Origin of the sequence: Streptomyces sp. A 4/2, from assembly GCF_940670765.1 — a bacterium.
Taxonomy (GTDB): domain Bacteria; phylum Actinomycetota; class Actinomycetes; order Streptomycetales; family Streptomycetaceae; genus Streptomyces.
The window spans coordinates 186,217-201,756 of the sequence record NZ_CALNVW010000030.1 but is presented as its reverse complement, the minus strand read 5'-3'; the positions used below and the strand labels follow the sequence as shown (position 1 = coordinate 201,756).

The 15,540-nt window shown below is 72.0% G+C and carries 13 protein-coding genes; 6 read left to right on the top strand and 7 right to left on the bottom strand.

Annotated elements, in window-relative coordinates; all coding sequences use genetic code 11:
• Window positions 1–196: 196 nt before the first annotated feature.
• A complete protein-coding gene (locus NBY69_RS22345) occupies window positions 197–1,099 on the top strand; it encodes an SGNH/GDSL hydrolase family protein (protein ID WP_250303032.1) in 903 nt (300 codons plus the stop codon).
• Between the two features lie 83 nt (window positions 1,100–1,182).
• On the top strand, window positions 1,183–1,752 hold the full coding sequence (locus NBY69_RS22340; protein WP_250303029.1) for a hypothetical protein: 570 nt from the start codon (window positions 1,183–1,185) through the stop codon (window positions 1,750–1,752).
• Here NBY69_RS22340 and NBY69_RS22335 read toward each other — a convergent pair.
• Genes NBY69_RS22335 through NBY69_RS22320 form a run of 4 tightly spaced genes read right to left on the bottom strand, consistent with a single transcriptional unit; the run spans window position 1,737 to window position 5,642 of the window.
• Window positions 1,737–3,020 carry a cytochrome P450 gene (locus NBY69_RS22335; protein ID WP_250303027.1) on the bottom strand — a complete coding sequence of 428 codons (1,284 nt, stop codon included), beginning with the start codon at window positions 3,018–3,020 and terminating at the stop codon, window positions 1,737–1,739. The two genes, NBY69_RS22340 and NBY69_RS22335, sit on opposite strands and share 16 nt — an antisense overlap.
• Window positions 3,017–4,243 (bottom strand): beta-ketoacyl synthase, encoded by a 1,227-nt coding sequence (locus NBY69_RS22330; RefSeq protein WP_250303026.1) that lies wholly within the window; start codon window positions 4,241–4,243, stop codon window positions 3,017–3,019. The genes NBY69_RS22335 and NBY69_RS22330 overlap by 4 nt, the downstream gene beginning before the upstream one ends.
• On the bottom strand, window positions 4,240–4,488 hold the full coding sequence (locus tag NBY69_RS22325) for an acyl carrier protein (protein ID WP_250303023.1): 249 nt from the start codon (window positions 4,486–4,488) through the stop codon (window positions 4,240–4,242). Before NBY69_RS22325 ends, NBY69_RS22330 begins: the two co-directional genes overlap by 4 nt.
• 38 nt (window positions 4,489–4,526) lie before the next feature.
• Entirely contained in the window at window positions 4,527–5,642 is a 1,116-nt protein-coding gene (locus tag NBY69_RS22320) for an SDR family oxidoreductase (RefSeq protein WP_250303022.1), read from the bottom strand.
• 485 nt (window positions 5,643–6,127) lie between these two features.
• Here NBY69_RS22320 and NBY69_RS22315 point away from each other — a divergent pair, with 485 nt between their 5' ends.
• On the top strand, window positions 6,128–8,530 hold the full coding sequence (locus tag NBY69_RS22315; RefSeq protein WP_250303021.1) for an MMPL family transporter: 2,403 nt from the start codon (window positions 6,128–6,130) through the stop codon (window positions 8,528–8,530).
• A gap of 48 nt (window positions 8,531–8,578) precedes the next feature.
• On the opposite strand, the gene tkt is transcribed toward NBY69_RS22315, so the two are convergent.
• Window positions 8,579–10,759: a transketolase gene (tkt, locus tag NBY69_RS22310; RefSeq protein ID WP_250303020.1), complete on the bottom strand. Its 2,181-nt coding sequence runs from the start codon at window positions 10,757–10,759 to the stop codon at window positions 8,579–8,581.
• Between the two features lie 383 nt (window positions 10,760–11,142).
• Between tkt and NBY69_RS22305 the strand changes: the two genes are divergently transcribed.
• Window positions 11,143–11,706: an RICIN domain-containing protein gene (locus tag NBY69_RS22305; RefSeq protein ID WP_250303018.1), complete on the top strand. Its 564-nt coding sequence runs from the start codon at window positions 11,143–11,145 to the stop codon at window positions 11,704–11,706.
• A 96-nt stretch (window positions 11,707–11,802) separates the two neighbouring features.
• Here the strand turns inward: NBY69_RS22305 and NBY69_RS22300 are convergent, their stop codons facing one another.
• Both NBY69_RS22300 and NBY69_RS22295 read right to left on the bottom strand, forming a co-directional pair.
• Window positions 11,803–12,489, bottom strand: coding sequence for a DUF4232 domain-containing protein (locus NBY69_RS22300; protein WP_250303016.1), 687 nt, complete (start codon window positions 12,487–12,489; stop codon window positions 11,803–11,805).
• A 172-nt stretch (window positions 12,490–12,661) separates the two neighbouring features.
• The gene (locus NBY69_RS22295) at window positions 12,662–13,579 is read right to left on the bottom strand and encodes a PaaX family transcriptional regulator C-terminal domain-containing protein (protein WP_250303014.1); all 918 of its coding nucleotides are present in this window, start codon (window positions 13,577–13,579) and stop codon (window positions 12,662–12,664) included.
• 153 nt (window positions 13,580–13,732) lie between these two features.
• On the opposite strand from NBY69_RS22295, the gene NBY69_RS22290 reads away from it, so the two are divergent.
• The gene (locus tag NBY69_RS22290; protein WP_250303012.1) at window positions 13,733–14,635 is read left to right on the top strand and encodes an SDR family NAD(P)-dependent oxidoreductase; all 903 of its coding nucleotides are present in this window, start codon (window positions 13,733–13,735) and stop codon (window positions 14,633–14,635) included.
• Window positions 14,636–14,697: 62 nt separating this feature from the next.
• On the top strand, window positions 14,698–15,537 hold the full coding sequence (locus NBY69_RS22285; protein WP_250303149.1) for an amidohydrolase family protein: 840 nt from the start codon (window positions 14,698–14,700) through the stop codon (window positions 15,535–15,537).
• The last annotated feature ends 3 nt before the right edge of the window (window positions 15,538–15,540 follow it).

Genomic DNA, 15,540 nt, shown 5'->3' with positions numbered 1-15,540 from the left:
GTTCACCGGCGCCCGGTTGACGGCCCGGCCGGTGTGCCGGGGGCCGTTCGGGGGCGGGCCGTGAAAGGTCCGGCGGCTCGGGTGGCGCGACCGGTAGCGTGCTCGGGCGGGGCTCCGGAGTCCACGGCCGGCGGGCAGCCGCCGCCACGGACCACCCCGGCAGTCACCACCGCACCGACAGCAGCCGGGAGAAGCAGTGAACTCTTCGTACTGTCAGGGGACTTCACCCGGTGTGCGCCGGTGGTTCGGGGCGGCGCTCGCGCTGGTGGGGTCGGTCGCGGTGGCCGATACCGGGTCCGCGAGCGCGGACGCCCCGGCCCGGCAGGTCTATGTGGCGCTCGGCGACTCGATGGCCTCGGGTCCGCTCGTACCGCCCGCGACGGGACCGCTCGCCTGTGGCCGGTCGGCCCGTAACTACGCGCATCTGCTTGCCGCTCGGCTGAAGGTCGACGCATTCCGCGACGTGACGTGCGGCGGCGCCCGGACCGGTGACCTGACCGCCCCGCAGCAGCTCTCCGTACTCGGGGCGGAAGCGGGCACGGTCCCGCCGCAGTTCGACGCGCTGAGCACCGGCACCACGCTGGTGACGCTCACCGTCGGCGGCAACGACGCCGGGCTGGTCGGCGTCGCCGGGAACTGCGTCCGGCTCACCCCCTTCGGGACCCGCTGCGAGGACGCGTACGTCCAGGACGGCGTGGACCAGGAGGCCGTCCGTATCGATGCGCTGGGGCCCGAGCTCGCCGCCGTGCTCGACACCATCCGTGAGCGCTCCCCACGGGCCAGGGTGCTGGTCACCGGCTACGGCGCGTACCTCCGGCCGGGAGGCTGCTGGCCGGTCGTCCCGGTGCTCGGCGGTGACGCCGACTGGCTGCAGGGAAGCATCGACCGGATGAACCGGGTGATCGCCGCGCAGTCGGCGGCGCACGGCGCCGAGTACGTCGACGTGCGGACACCCGGCAAGGGGCACGACGCCTGCGGGGCACCCGGCGTGAAATGGATCGAGGGCTTCGTCCCGACCGCGCCCGCCGCACCGCTGCACCCCAATGCCCGCGGTGAGCGGGCCTACGCCCGCCTCATCGGCGACCGCATCGGCACCTGACCGACGCGCGCCCCGGTGCCCGGCCCCGGTACGGGGACGGATCCGCTGGCCGTCGCACAGGTCCATCGTCCATACTGCGCACCGTGGAACAGCAGACAGGTCCGAACAGCCCACCCGTGCACGGCGCCGCGACCGATCCGGCGTACGTCCCCGGCCTCATGCCCGCACCCCGGGACTCGCCGTCGGCCGTAGCGGCGCCGCCGGTCGACGACGAGGCGGCGCCGGAGGACTCCGTGCCGCGGGACACACCGCCCGAAGAGGCGTCACCGGAACAGGAGGCCGCCGGGTCCGAAGGCTCCGAACCCGAGGCCGATGGACCGGACGCCGATGGACGCGACGCCGACGGGCCGGGCGGCGACGGGGCCGCCGTGGTCGACGGACCCTCGTTCGAGGTCTCCGACCGCCGTTCGGCGATCATCGCGAACCACACCGGCGTGCTGCTCCGGCTGGACGACCAGGAGGCCGAGTTCGAGTGGAGCGAGATCGGCGCCGTCGAGTTCGAGACGTCCAAGTACGGGCGGCGGCTCACCGTCTACGTCCACATGCCCAACCGTCACACCTACCAGGCCGATGTCGCGGCGGACAGCCGGGACGGTCTCAAGACGTGGGCGGCGCAGCTCGACGCGGTCCTGGACGCCTACTTCGAGGAGTGAGGGACCCGTCCCGGTGGCATCCGGTGTCCGCCGCCGGGGTCCGTGGGAAGGCTGTCCAGCCGGCGCAGACACGTGCCGTGCCAGGTGAGTTCGCCCGCGGTGTCCGCGAGCCCCAGTCCGGGCAGCCTGCCGAACAGCCCGGTCAGTGCGGAGTGGACGAGCTGACGTCCGAGCGCCGCGCCCAGGCAGTAGTGCGGTCCGTGCCCGAAGGAGAGATGGCTGCCCGGCGCGGCACGGTGCGGATCGGCGCGCAGCGGGTCCGGCCAGAGTCCTGGGTCGAGATTCGCCGCGAGCAGCGAGGTGACCACCACGGCGCCGTGCGGTAGCGGGACGTCCGCGATACGGCACGGCTCACGGGTGAATCTCCATCCGGTGTGCTGGAACGGCGGGTTGAGCCGCAGGATCTCCTCGGTCAGTGCCGTCGTGGGACCGGTGTCGTGGCTGAGGCCGTGGCGGACGTCCGGGCGCCGCACGGCCATCAGAGTGCCGGCCGGGACGACGGTGGTGAGCGAGTCGACCGTGCCGATCAGCAGCATCCCGATCATCCCGGCCAACTCGGCGCTGGAGATCTCTCCGGCCCGCTGGGCCCGGAGCAGGGCGGTGGCCGGGGTGGCGGCCGTGGAACGCCGGGCGACACCGATGACGTTCAGGACGGTACGGGAGAAGGCGCGGTGCGCCGCCCCCGCGTCCTCGGCCGCCGGGTCCACCGCGCTGGCGGCGAGAGCGGCGGTCACCGCCGGAAGCCGCCGGTCGGCCGGGATGTCGAGGATCTCGCCGACCGCGGCGCCGGCCAGCGGCAGGGCGAAGTCGGTGACGATGTCGATCCGGTCGCGGTCGGCGAGGTCCTCGATGATCCGGGCCGTGCCGCACCGCAGCCGCGCGGCCATCGACGCCACCGCGGCGGCGCTGAAGTAGGGCGCGACGATCCTGCGGAGTCTGCGGTGGCGCTCCCCGGAGGCGGACAGCAACTGTGGCGCGTGGGCGAAGAAGTCCTCCGGGTACCGGCGGTCGGGGAAGCCCTGCACGGGCGTGCCCACCTCGGCGATGTCGTTGGTCAGCCGGGGGTCGGTGAGGATGCCGCGCGCCAGCGCGGGCTCCGTGGCGGCCCAGGCGCGCAGTCCCCCGTTGAGCGTGACCGGGCGCAGCGCCGGACCGCCCGGTGCCGCCAGTCGTCCGGCCGCCGCGTCGAATCCCCGCTCGTACAGGGCCGGGCACCCCAGCGGTACCGGCTCGGGCACCGCGCCGGCGGCACGCGACGAAGCGTTCATGCGGAGGTGAAGACCAGGGCGGTGTTCTGGCCGCCGAAGCCGATGGATGTACTCGCCACGGCGTCCATCCGGTGGCTGCGCGGCACTTTGGTGACCACGTCGAGGTCCACCGCGGGGTCGAGCCGGTCGAGGTTGGCGGTGGGGTGGATGGTCTGCCGGGTGAGGCTCAGGACGCTCACCACGGCTTCGATCGCTCCGGCGCCCGCGATGGCGTGCCCGATGACGCTCTTGGTGGCGGTCACGGGCGGGGGCGTGCCGAAGAACGTACGCAGGGCTTCCGCCTCGCTGATGTCGTTGGCCGGGGTGGAGGTGGCGTGCGCGTTGACGTGGCCGATGTCGCAGGGTTCGAGTCCGGCTCCGGCGAGGGCCGTGCCCAGCGCCTGCACCGTGCCGCGTCCCTGCGGGTGCGGGGTGGTCCAGTGGTGGGCGTCGCAGGTGGTGCCGTATCCGGCGAGCTGGGCGTGGACGGTCGCCCGGCGGGCCCTGGCGTGCCGGGTCTCTTCCAGGACGAGGATGCCCGCGCCCTCGCCCAGGACGAAGCCGTCGCGGTCGGCGTCGAAGGGCCGGGAGGCACCGGCGGGGTCGTCGGACCTGGTGGACAGGGCGCCCATCCGCCAGAAGGCGCCGGCGGCCAGCCGGGAGGATCCGGCCGACTCCGCGCCCCCGGCGATGACGATGTCGCAGGTCCCCGAGACGATCAGGTCGTGGGCGAGTCCGATGGCGGTGGCACCTGACGCGCAGGCCGTGCTGACCGCGAAGTTGGGCCCGGTGGCCCGGCAGTCGATGGCGATCTCCGCGGGGGCCATGTTGGGCATGCTGCGGGGCACATCGGTCGGTGAGAGCGCCCGGTAGGCGCCGCGGGCCAGATGTTCGTACTCGCGGGTGGCCGTGTCCTGGCTGCTGGAGCCGACCCCGATGACGACACCGACCCGGCTGCCGTCCCAGGTCCCGGTGTCGATGCCGGAGTCCGCGAGAGCTTCCCGCGCGGTGACCAGCGCGAGGTGCACGAACCGGTCGGTGCGCCAGACGATGCGGCGGCCGATCGCTTCGGTCGCGTCGAATCCGGGGATCCGGCAGGAGAAGCTGACCGGCATGCCGGTCAGCCTCGGGTCGGGGGCGGCGGTGGAGAGGCCCTGGCAGAGGCCGGACCACCCGGCGGACACGCCCACACCCGCGGGGGTCGTCATCCCGATGCCGGTGACCGAGACGGAGCGCCGGGTCATGACCCGGCGGGCGCGGTCGGTACCAGCAGGGCCAGTGCCTCGGCGGCCTGGGCCAGGGTGGCCTTCGGCGAGAAGGCCCCTTCGATGTCCGGGAATTCGAAGCCCAGTTCCTCCTCCAGGACGACGACGGTCTCCGCGAGGGCGAGGGAGTCCATGTCGAGGTCCTCGAAGGTGGTGGCCGGAGTGATCTCTGCCGGATCCAGTCCGAAGTGCCGGGAGATGACGGCGGTGATCCGGGTTTCCATCGAAACGCTGATGATTCCTCCTCTGATTGGTGGCCGCGTCAGCGAGCCATGACGGGTGGGGCGAGAGCGGCATCCAGATAGGAACTGTCGACCGGGGCCGGTGGCACGGCCAGTTGACGCCGTTCCAGGTCCTGGAGACTGGTGCGTTCATAGCTGCGGCGCAGCCCGAGGTAGGCGGTGGCCTCGGCGCCGTACCGGTCCAGGGCCCGCTCCAGACCGGTGGGCTCCGGCCGGTCGGGGACCAGCGTGAGGCGCAGGCGCGGTACGGACCGCTGCAGCGCGTCGTTCACCCGGGCGACCGGGGTCTCGGTGGGATGCACGATGTGATGGACGTGCACGCCCGGCCCGGACGGCTGCTCGGCCAGCCGCAGCATGCCCCGGGCCGCGTCGTCGACCTGCAGCAGATTGATGCGGGCGTCGGATTCCCCCAGCAGCCGGACCGTCAGGCGGCTGGTGGCGTCCCCCGCGGCGGTGGACAGCTCGGCCGCCGCCCGGGAGCCGGTCCGGAGGAACAGGGCGAGTTTGGCGGCCAGGACCGCGTAGGTGTGCTGCGGCGCCAGCGGCAGGGCGGTGCGGTCGCTCAGCAGGACGCTGGGACGGAAGATCCGGACGCCCCGGCCGGTGCCGCGCGCCCAGGCGTGCACCAGGGTCTCGGCGCGGTGCTTGGACTCCTCGTACGGCGTCAGGAACCCTCTGTGCGCCGTCAGTTCACTCTCGGGCACCAGGCCTTCGAGGCGGGCTCCGGCCACGAAGGCGGTGCTGACGTGGAAGAGATACGGGCGGCGCGTACCCGCGGTGGCCAGCGCGAGGATCTGGCGGGTGCCCTCCACATTGGTCCGGTGGAGGTCGTCGGCAGCCCCGCGCAGTTTGGTCAGGGCGGCACAGTGCCAGACGGCGTCCACGCTGTCGGCGACCGTACGGAACTCGGCCCGGGACAGGCCGAGTCGGGGCTGGTCCAGGGTGACCTGGACGGCCCGTACCTGGCGGGGTACCCGTCGCACGGTCTCGTCCGGGGCACCGGCCGAGCGCAGTGCCAGCGCGAGGGAGGCCAGTGCCCGTTCCGGTGGTCTGCGGACCAGCGCCACCACCTGGATGCCCCGCGGCAGCATGTGCAGCAGAAGATGCGAGGCGAGGAATCCGGTGGCGCCGGTCATGGCGACCGTGGATCCTCCAGAGCTCCCGTACGGAAACGCCGTTGCCTGTTCGGCCGGGCCTACCACATCGGACATGAAGCACATTCACTTTTCTTCGCTGACTTCAAAGCTGACTTCAAAGCTGACTTCAACTCGCCCGGCAACCGGCTCAGTTCACGGGAGAACAGAAACGTATCCCGGCCCGCGGCCCCCGACCCGCCGGAACAGGGAACATCCACACCAACGAGGGACTTCTCCGTTTTACGGATTTCCTTCACGCGAGGGGAGGTTCAGCCACTGCACCTGGCTCTGATGCCTCATGTCGGCCCACCCGTGAGAGGTTCCGCCGAAATCGGCCGTGCCGGAATCCGGTGCCCCCTCGTTCCCTCTGTGCATCCCCTCCCGTGAAATTCCTTCCCCTCCGGTGTCTTCCCTCTTCGGGGTCTTCGCGGAATTCACAGCGGATCCGGGGGAAATTTCCGTAGACGAACGAGAGGGACATCGGCGTGCGCGACACATCGGCCCCGCATCCACCCGCTCCGGCCCCCGGCGGTCTGAACGGCCTGCTCGCCCTGGCGGGGCGCCTCGCCGTACGGCGGCGGAGCGTGGTGCTGCTGCTCGCGGCGGCCCTGACACTGCTGTGCGCACTGGCGGGCCACGACGTCAGCGGGCGCCTGGTCAACGGCGGGTTCGTACCCGATTCCGCACCTTCCGCCCGCGCACAGAGAACCATGGAGTCCTTCGGCGGCGGCGCCCCCGGCTTCGTCCTGCTGGCGCGCACCAGGGGCACGGTCGACGCGCCGGAGGCCCGGCGTGACGGCGTACACCTCGTCTCCCGGCTCCTCACCGACCCGCAGGTCGTCGGGGTGGACTCCTACTGGACCGGCTCGGTGCGTCCCCGCCGGGCGGCGCCGGCCGGGACGGATCGGGCCGCGGACGCCCTGGTGCGGGCGCTGCGCACGGCGGACGGGCACACCGCGGTCGTGCTGGTGCGGCTACGCGGCAGCGCGGGCGGGACACGCGCCGCGGTGGACCGGCTGCTGCCGGAGGTCACCGGGGTCCGGGGTCCGCTCCGGGTCGACGCGACCGGCCAGGCCGCAGCCCTCAAGGACCTGGAGGACCAGAGCGAGAAGGATCTGCGTACGGCCGAACTCATCGCCGCACCGGCCGTGTTGCTCCTGCTGCTCTGGGCCTTCGGCAGTCTGTGGGCGGCGCTGCTGCCCCTGGCCGTCGGCGCGGTGGCGGTGGCCGGGGCGCTGGCTGTGCTGCGCGCGCTGACCACGGTCACCGAGGTATCGGTGTTCGCGTTGAATCTCACGACCGCCGTGGGCCTGGCGATGGCCGTCGACTACAGCCTCTTCCTGGTGGCCCGCTACCGGGAGGAACGCGCCGCCGGGGCGTCCCATGACGCCGCGCTGCGGCAGATGATGACGACCGGTGGCCGCACCGTCGTGGTGTCCGCCGCTGTCGTCGGGGCCGCCCTGGCGGGGCTGTTGGTCTTCCCGCTGTACTTTCTGCGGTCTCTCGCCTGGGCCGGGCTGGCTGTCGTGGCGCTGGCGGCCGTCACGGCGCTGCTGCTGGTTCCCGCCGCGCTGTCCTGTCTCGGTGAGGACCGGGCCGGCACCGACTGGTTCGCCCGGCGGCGGTTCCGGGGGGCGACCGAGCAGGGGCGCTGGTACCGGCTGGCCGTGCTGTCGATGCGCCGCCCGGTCGCCGTCGGTGTCGGGGGGCTTCTGGTGCTGGCCGCGCTCGCGTTGCCGTTCCACCGCGCGGTCTTCGGGCTCAGCGACGAACGCGTGCTCCCTCCCACCGCCTCCGTGGCCGGTACGGCGCGGGTCCTGCACGCGCAGCTGCCCTCGGTCACGGGCTCCTCCACCGATGTCGTACTACCGCGCTGGCAGCCCGAATCGCCCCGGCGGCTGAGCGAACTCGACGCCTACGCACGCCAGTTGTCCGCGCTGCCCGGCGCCACCGGGGTGCGCACCGTCACCGGGGTCTACGCGGCCGGGCGCCCGGTCCTGAGCTGTCCGGCCCACGCCACCGACCCGGCGGCGGTACGGGTCACCTGCACCGACCTCGCCGCCCGGCACCGCGCGGCGGCCGGGACCTGGGTCGCGGTGAGCGGTCCCGCGTCGGCGTACGGCCCGGCGAGCACCCGGCTGACCCGGGACATCCGCTCCACCGGCGCCCCCACGGCGGTACGTCTCGCCGGGCCCGCCGCGGAACTGGCCGACATCAAGTCCGCCATCGCCGGCCGGCTGCCGTACGCGGCGGGGCTGGTCGCCCTCTGCACACTGGTCCTGCTGGCCCTGTTCACCCGCAGCCTCTTCCTCCCCGTGAAGGCGCTGGTGATGAATCTGCTCAGTCTCACGGCGACCGCGGGAGGCATGGTCTGGATCTTCCAGGACGGTCATCTCAGGTTCCTGGTGGGCGACTTCACGGTCACCGGCACCATCGACCTGCTCACTCCGATGGTGGCGATCTGTCTGGCTTTCGGGCTGTCCATGGACTACGAGGTGCTGCTGCTCTCCCGCATCGGCGAGGCACACACCCGGACCCGTGACACCGCTCGGGCCACCGCTGCCGGACTTCAGGCCGCCGCACCGCTGTTCACCGCCTCCGCCGCCGTCGTCATCGCGGTGCTGCTGGCCCTGGCCTCGGCCCAGATCACGGTGATCAAGCTGATCGGTGTCACCGTCGCGCTGTCGCTGCTGATCGACACGCTGCTCATCCGCCCGCTGCTGGTGCCCGCGGTGATGGCCCTGGCGGGCCCGGTCAACTGGTGGCTGCCGTCCCGGTTCCGGCGGGAGCGGCCCGCCGTCCCGCCGCCGGTTGTTCCCGCACCGGCGTCCGCCGTCGGCACCGCACCCGGCGCGCCGCTCGACGACCGGACCCCGCAGGCCCGGTGAGGTACCCGCCGGGGTTCGGCGCGGCGTCCACGGACGCGTCGTACACGTTCAGCTCCGGGCGGTGTCCGCGGCGGTGATGCTCTCGCGCGCCGCCGCGGACACCGCCTGCGGGGTGATGCCGAACTCCTCGTACAGCCGCTGGTAGTCCGCCGAGGCGCCGAAGTGCTCCAGGCCGACGATGCGTCCGGCGTCGCCGACGAAGTCCCGCCAGCCCATGCCGACCGCTGCCTCGACGCTGACCCGGGCCCGCACGTCCGGCGGCAGGACCTCGTTCCGGTACGCCTCGGGCTCGGCGGCGAACCACTCCTGGCAGGGCATCGACACCACCCGGGCGCCGATGCCCTGACCGGCGAGCAGCGCCTGCGCGTCGAGCGCGATCTGCACCTCGGAGCCGGTGGCGATCAGGATGACGTCGAGGCTGTGCGGCGCGCGCGGCTCGCGCAGTACGTAGCCGCCACGGGCCGCGCCTTCGGCACCGGCGTGGGCGTCCGGCCCGCGGTCGAGGACCGGCAGGCCCTGGCGGGTCAGTACCAGTCCGGTGGGCCGGTCGCCGTGCTCCAGGATCGTGCGCCAGCACACGACGGTCTCGTTCGCGTCTCCCGGCCGGACCACGTCCAGACCGGGGACGGCCCGCAGCGCCGCGAGGTGTTCGACGGGCTGGTGGGTGGGTCCGTCCTCGCCCAGGCCGATGGAGTCATGGGTCCAGACGTAGACGACCGGCAGCTTCATCAGCGCGGCCAGCCGCACGGCCGGGCGCATGTAGTCGCTGAAGGTCAGGAACGTGGCGCCGTACGGGCGGGTCACTCCCTGCAGCGCGATGCCGTTGAGGACGGCGCCCATGGCGTGCTCACGGATACCGAAGTGCAGGGTGCGGCCGTAGGGGCCGCCCTTCCACAGTGCGGTCTGGCGCTCCGTCGGCAGGAACGACGGTTCGCCCTCCATCGTACTGTTGTTGCTCCCGGCCAGGTCGGCGGAGCCGCCCCACAGTTCGGGGAGGACCGGCGCGAGCGCGGTGAGGACCTCACCGGATGCCTTGCGGGTGGCCATGCCCTTGGCGTCGGCCGGGAATCGCGGCAGGGCCGCGGTCCAGTTCGCGGGGAGTTCCCGGCGCTGCAGCCGGTCGAACAGCGCGGCCCGCTCCGGTTGTTCGGCGCGCCACGCGGCATAGACCTGCTGCCATTGCTCGTGGGCTGTCCGGCCGCGTTCCCGGGCCCGTCGGGTATGGGCGACGACCTCGTCCTCGACGCTGAAACTGTCGGCGGGGTCGAAGCCCAGCAGCCTTTTGACGGCGGCGACTTCCTCGTCGCCCAGTGCGGCGCCGTGTGCCTTTCCGGTGTTCTGCTTCTTGGGCGCGGGCCAGCCGATGATGGTGCGCAGGACGATCAGGGACGGCCGTGAGGTCTCCGCCCGAGCGGCCTCGGTGGCGGTCAGCAGTGCGTCGACGTCCTCGACGTAACGGCCGGTCGCGGTGAAGTCGACGTGCTGGACGTGCCAGCCGTAGGCGGCGTAGCGGGTGCCGACGTCCTCGCTGAAGGAGACGTCGGTGTCGTCCTCGATGGAGATGTGGTTCTGGTCGTAGAACATGACCAGGTTGCCGAGTTCCTGATGACCGGCGAGCGAACTGGCCTCGGAGGAGACGCCTTCCATCAGGTCGCCGTCGGAGGCGAGAACGTAGATGTGGTGGTCGAACGGGCTGGTGCCGGGCTCGGCGTGGGGGTCGAACAGGCCCCGCTCGCGGCGGGCGTCCATGGCCATGCCGACCGCGTTGCCCACTCCCTGGCCCAGCGGTCCGGTGGTGACCTCCACCCCGCGGGTGTGCCCGAACTCCGGGTGGCCGGGGGTGAGCGATCCCCACGTACGCAGCTTCTCCAGGTCACCGAGTTCCAGCCCGTACCCGGCGAGGTAGAGCTGGATGTACAGCGTGAGGCTGGTGTGCCCGCAGGACAGCACGAAGCGGTCGCGGCCCGGCCAGCGGTCGTCGGAGGGGTCGTGGCGCATCACGTTCTGGAAGAGCAGATAGGCGAGCGGCGCCAGGCTCATCGCGGTGCCGGGGTGGCCGTTCCCGGTCTTCTGCACCGCGTCCGCGGCGAGCACCCGTACGGTGTCGACGGCCCGCACGTCGAGCGCCGACCATCCGGCGCGGACGGCCCGGGGTGGCGCCAGCGACGGGTCACGGCCTGCCGGTGCGAGGGCCTGCGAAGGGGCTCTGCCTTGCGGGTGCTCGGTCATCAGGGGAGATCGCCTTTCCGCCGCGTCGCATGTGGTGAGGTGAGGCTCGCTCGTACCGGAAGCGCGGTTCCCATGGTGGTTCACATCCGACGCGACCGCTCGTCGGACATCAGGACCGGCGATCGCCTGTCGGCGGCAGTGCTGAGCGTGCCGAAGTCGTGGGTGTCCGAGGTCAACGCGAGCGGATCGAAACCTCACGCAGGAGTGACCACGGCGCAGCAGGCGGGGCGTACGGGAGGTCGTCGCGGGGCGGCGGATGCTCCCGCCTGCCGGTCTGCGGCCATTCCGCTGTGGCCCCGACCGGTGTTGGGTTGATCACGGAAATCGGTTCGGCCGGTAGCCCGTCCGTGGCTGCCCGGAACGTGGGAGAAGACATGAAGGCCATGAGCAAGCGCTACGCCATCGGCGCGGCGGCAGCCGCAGCCGTACTCGCCGGTTCGCTGGCATCGGGAGCCGCGTCCCCGGCGTCGGCCGGTACGCCGACGCAGTCGCGCGTGGCCTCGGTCGTCGTCCAGCAGGTCACCCTGCGCCTCGCCAGTGAGCCGGGTCAGGTCGCCAATGTCAGAGGTGCGTCCAAGGAGAATCTCGCGCCGGTGATCCAGTGGCCGTGGTCGGGAGCGGCCAACGAGCGGTGGGAACCCGAAGCCGCGGGCGGCGGCTACTACCGGTTCAAGTCCGTGAGCAGCGGCAAGTGCCTCAACGTGGAGGGCGGCGGCAGCGCGGACGGTGCCAGGGTCATCCAGTACACCTGCGGCAGCGCGGCCAACGAGCTGTGGAAGCTGGTACCCAAGGGCATCGGCTACCAGATCGTGGTCAAGGACAGCGGCAAGTGCCTCAACGTCCGGGGCGGCACCGGACAGGGCAACAGCCTGATCCAGTACACCTGTGTGGTCGGCGGCGCGCCGAACGACGTCTGGCTGCCGGTCTGGGAGGAGCCCCTCCGCTGACCCGCGCTTCCCCGGTCGGCAGACGTATCGGGCCCCCGCGTCGAGCGGGGGTCTGATCACCCGGAGCACGGTCACATCGAAGGGCGCCGGTGGGGACTACTTGTTGCCGTGTACCGGGCCGACCTGCAGGTTCTGGATGGTGGGGCCGACGCACTCCTGCCTGTTCCAGGGGATGTTCGTCGACTCCGTCTGGTTCGGCGGGTAGACGCGCAGGGTCGGCACCGTGGTGAGGTCGCACTCCTCGGTGGTGTAGCCGCTCTGGCCGTTGGCCGTCCGGACGTCGGCATAGGCGTGAGCGTTCGGAATCAGCGTGACGATCGGGGTCGCGCCGCCCGTGCGGCTGGCCGCCTTGCCCAGCTGGGTGTTGTGGATCTTGACGAAGGAGACTCCGGGGTATCCGCTCAGGGTGCAGGGGGTCGTGCCGGTGTTCCGGAAGTCCAGCTGGAAGCCGGTCTGTCCGGCGCCGCTGCTGGTGTTCACCACGGTGGTCCTCAGCCGGCTGGTGGCGCAGGCCCCGGGCGACTTCCCCGACGCGGCGGCGGACGTGTTCCTGGTGCCGGACGCCTTGGTCGAGGACGAGGGCGAAGTGCCCTGGCTGTCCGTGGTGTTCGCATTGTTCGTGGGGTCCGTGGTGTGCGTCGAGTCGCTCCCGCTCACCGCGGAGGGCGAGCTCGCGGGCGAGGACGATGACGACGCGTCCGTGGCGCCGCACGCCGTCAGTGCGAGTCCGGCGGTAACGAGCGCGACGGCCGGGAGGCTGCGACGGGCTGTCCTGCTGAGCATGGCTTCCCACTTTCGTACGGAGTGCGCGGCACGGTGCCTACAGCCATCGTGCATCCTGCGGGGGCCGGGGTCAGTAGGCGTTACACGCCAGGGACAAGGCCCGTGCGGCGCCGGAACAATCGTCGCCGGAGAACCACGTCGTCGCAGTCCGGACACCCGCCCACCCGCCGGGTCAGTCGCTGCCGGACCCGCCGGTTGCCGCTTCCTCCGTCCCGGCCTCGCCGGCCGCGGATTCGCCGACCAGGTCGATCCGCTCCAGCATCTCGTCCGCCAGCCGCGACGCACCGGGCTCGTACCGCCGTGCCAGCTCGCGGAAGAGTTCCTCGGCGCGCGCGGCCGGCCAGCCCTCGGGCAGATGTTCCGCGGGCAGATACGGGGCGTCGCGCACCAGTTCCAGCCAGTCGGTGTGCAGCAGGAGCTGACGCGCCATGTCGTCCGCCGCGCCGCCCGGCGGAACGGGGCCGTCCCAGCGTTCGACGAAGGACCGGTAGCCGGCGGCGATGGCGTCCACGTCGAAGGCGGCGTGCAGCAGCGACCCGGCCTCGGTAGGCGGCGCGGCCTCGCCGTGGAAGGCCCTGATGTGCCCCGCCAGCCCGAGTTCCGCCGCCAGCGGGGCGACGTCGACCCGGCGCGGAGCGACCCACAGGCCGCTCTGCACCGGCCCGAATCCGGCCCACACCAGGCGTGAGCGCAGGTCGTGCCGTTCACGGCGCCTGGACTCCGGCAACGAGAAACCGACCAGGGTCCACGTGCCGTCCCACTCCCGGTTGACGGCTCCGTCACGCCAGATGCGCTCCTGCCCGTCGGACAGGACGGTGGCCGCGCGCTCCGTGAGCGAGAAGTACATGCGGCGTCCTCGCCGGTGCCGCTCCAGCAGGCCGCGGCCGACCATGCGCGTCAGTGTCGAGCGGACGGCGTCCTCGCCCACCCGTACCCGGGCGAACGCGTCGATGACGCACGCCGAGGAGAGCGCGATGTCGCGGCCGAGCACATGGATGCCGAAGAAGCTCATCATCAGCGACTGCGGCCTGGCGGGTGCGACGCCCTCGGCCGCGTCCGTCGATTCCTGGGGCGAGTGGGGTCGGGTCACGGGGACAGCGTAGGCGCCGCACCGTTCGCCCGTGCCAGATATTCGGCACTCTGTTGACCACAGTCGAAATTCTGCCTAGCTTTGTGACCGCCGGTCGCCGCTGTGGTCGCCTCTTCCCGCACCCACGCACCGGCCTTCACGAAAGGAAGCAGCATGGATCTCTCCGGCAAGGTCGCCGTAGTCACCGGCAGCGGCCGTGGTCTGGGCCTGGCGTACGCCCGCTCGCTCGCCGCCTCGGGCGCAGCCGTCGTCGTCAACGACGTGGACGAGGAGGCCGCCACAGCGGCCGTGGAACAGATCACCGCCGATGGCGGGCGCGCGGTGGCGGAGGTGGTCCCCGTCGGTTCCACCGAGGCTGCCGAAGCCCTGGTGTCCCGGGCCGTCGACACCTGGGGCCGCCTGGACACGATCGTCACCAACGCGGGCGTCCTGCGCGACAAGGTGCTGTGGAAGATGTCGGACGACGACTTCGACACGGTCGTCCAGGTACATCTGCGGGGCACGTTCACCTGCGTCCGTGCCGCTGTCGAACGGATGCGGGAGCAGGGCGAGGGCGGGCGGGTGATCGTCGCAGGCTCCCCCGCGGGCCAGCGCGGCAACTTCGGGCAGACCAACTACGCGGCAGCCAAAGCGGGAATCGCCGCCATGGTGCGTACCTGGGCACTGGAACTGGCGCGCGCCGGGATCACCGCCAACGCGGTCATACCGGTCGCCGCCACCGCGATGACGAAGACCATCCCGGCCTTCGCCCCGTACATCGAGGCGCTGGAGCAGGAGGGCACCGCGTTCCCCGACAGTCTGCGCAAGGGCGAGGGGTTCGGCACCCCGGAGGACGTGGCCGGTCTCGTCGCCTTTCTCGCCTCGGACACCTCGGCCGGCATCACCGGACAGTGCATCGGCGTCGGCGGGGACAGACTCGCCCTCTGGTCGCACCCGCAGGAGGTCACCGTGGCCTACACGGAAGGTGGTTGGAGCGCGGACGCGGTCGCGGCGGCCTGGCCGAGCGTGTTCGCCCGGTCCGAGCAGACCTACGGCATCCCGGCGCCGCAGCTGTGACCGGCACCGCGGCCACGAGCACCGCCGGCGGGCCGGACCCGGCCGGGCTCGTCGCCATCGACATGCATGTCCACGCCGAGGTGTCCACGCGGGGCACCACCTCGCTCTCCGCCGAACTGGACAGCGCCGCCGGTGCGTACTTCAAGGCCGAGCACCGTCATCCCACCCTGCCGGAGATCGCCGCGTACTACCGCGAACGGAAGATGGCCTGTGTGGTCTTCACGGTCGACGCCGAGTCGGCCACCGGCACCGCACCGGTACCGAACGAGGAGATCGCCGAAGCGGCCCTGGAACACCCGGACGTGATCATTCCGTTCGCCGGGGTCGATCCGTACAAGGGCAGGGCCGCCGTGCGCCAGATCCGGCGGCTGGTCGCCGATCACGGGGTACGGGGATTCAAGTTCCACCCCAGCATCCAGGCGTTCCACCCCAACGACCGCATGGCGTACCCGCTGTACGAGGCGATAGAGGAGGCCGGCGCGATCGCCGTCTTCCACACCGGGCAGACCGGCATCGGCGCGGGGGCGCCCGGAGGCGGCGGCATCCGGCTGAAATACTCGAACCCGCTGGCCGTCGACGACGTCGCCGCCGACTTCCCCGGAATGCGGATCATCCTGGCCCATCCGTCCTTCCCCTGGCAGGACGAGGCTCTCGCCGTGGCCACACACAAGCCGGAGGTGTACATCGATCTGTCGGGCTGGTCACCCAAGTACTTCCCGCCGCAGCTCGTGCAGTACGCCAACAGCCTGCTGCGGGACAAGGTGCTGTTCGGGTCGGACTACCCGCTGCTCTCCCCCGACCGCTGGCTCGCCGACTTCGCGAAGCTGCCGGTCAAGGACGAGGTACGTCCGAAGATCCTCAAGGAGAACGCAGTCCGGCTGCTCGGCCTGACGGAGGAGTGAGCC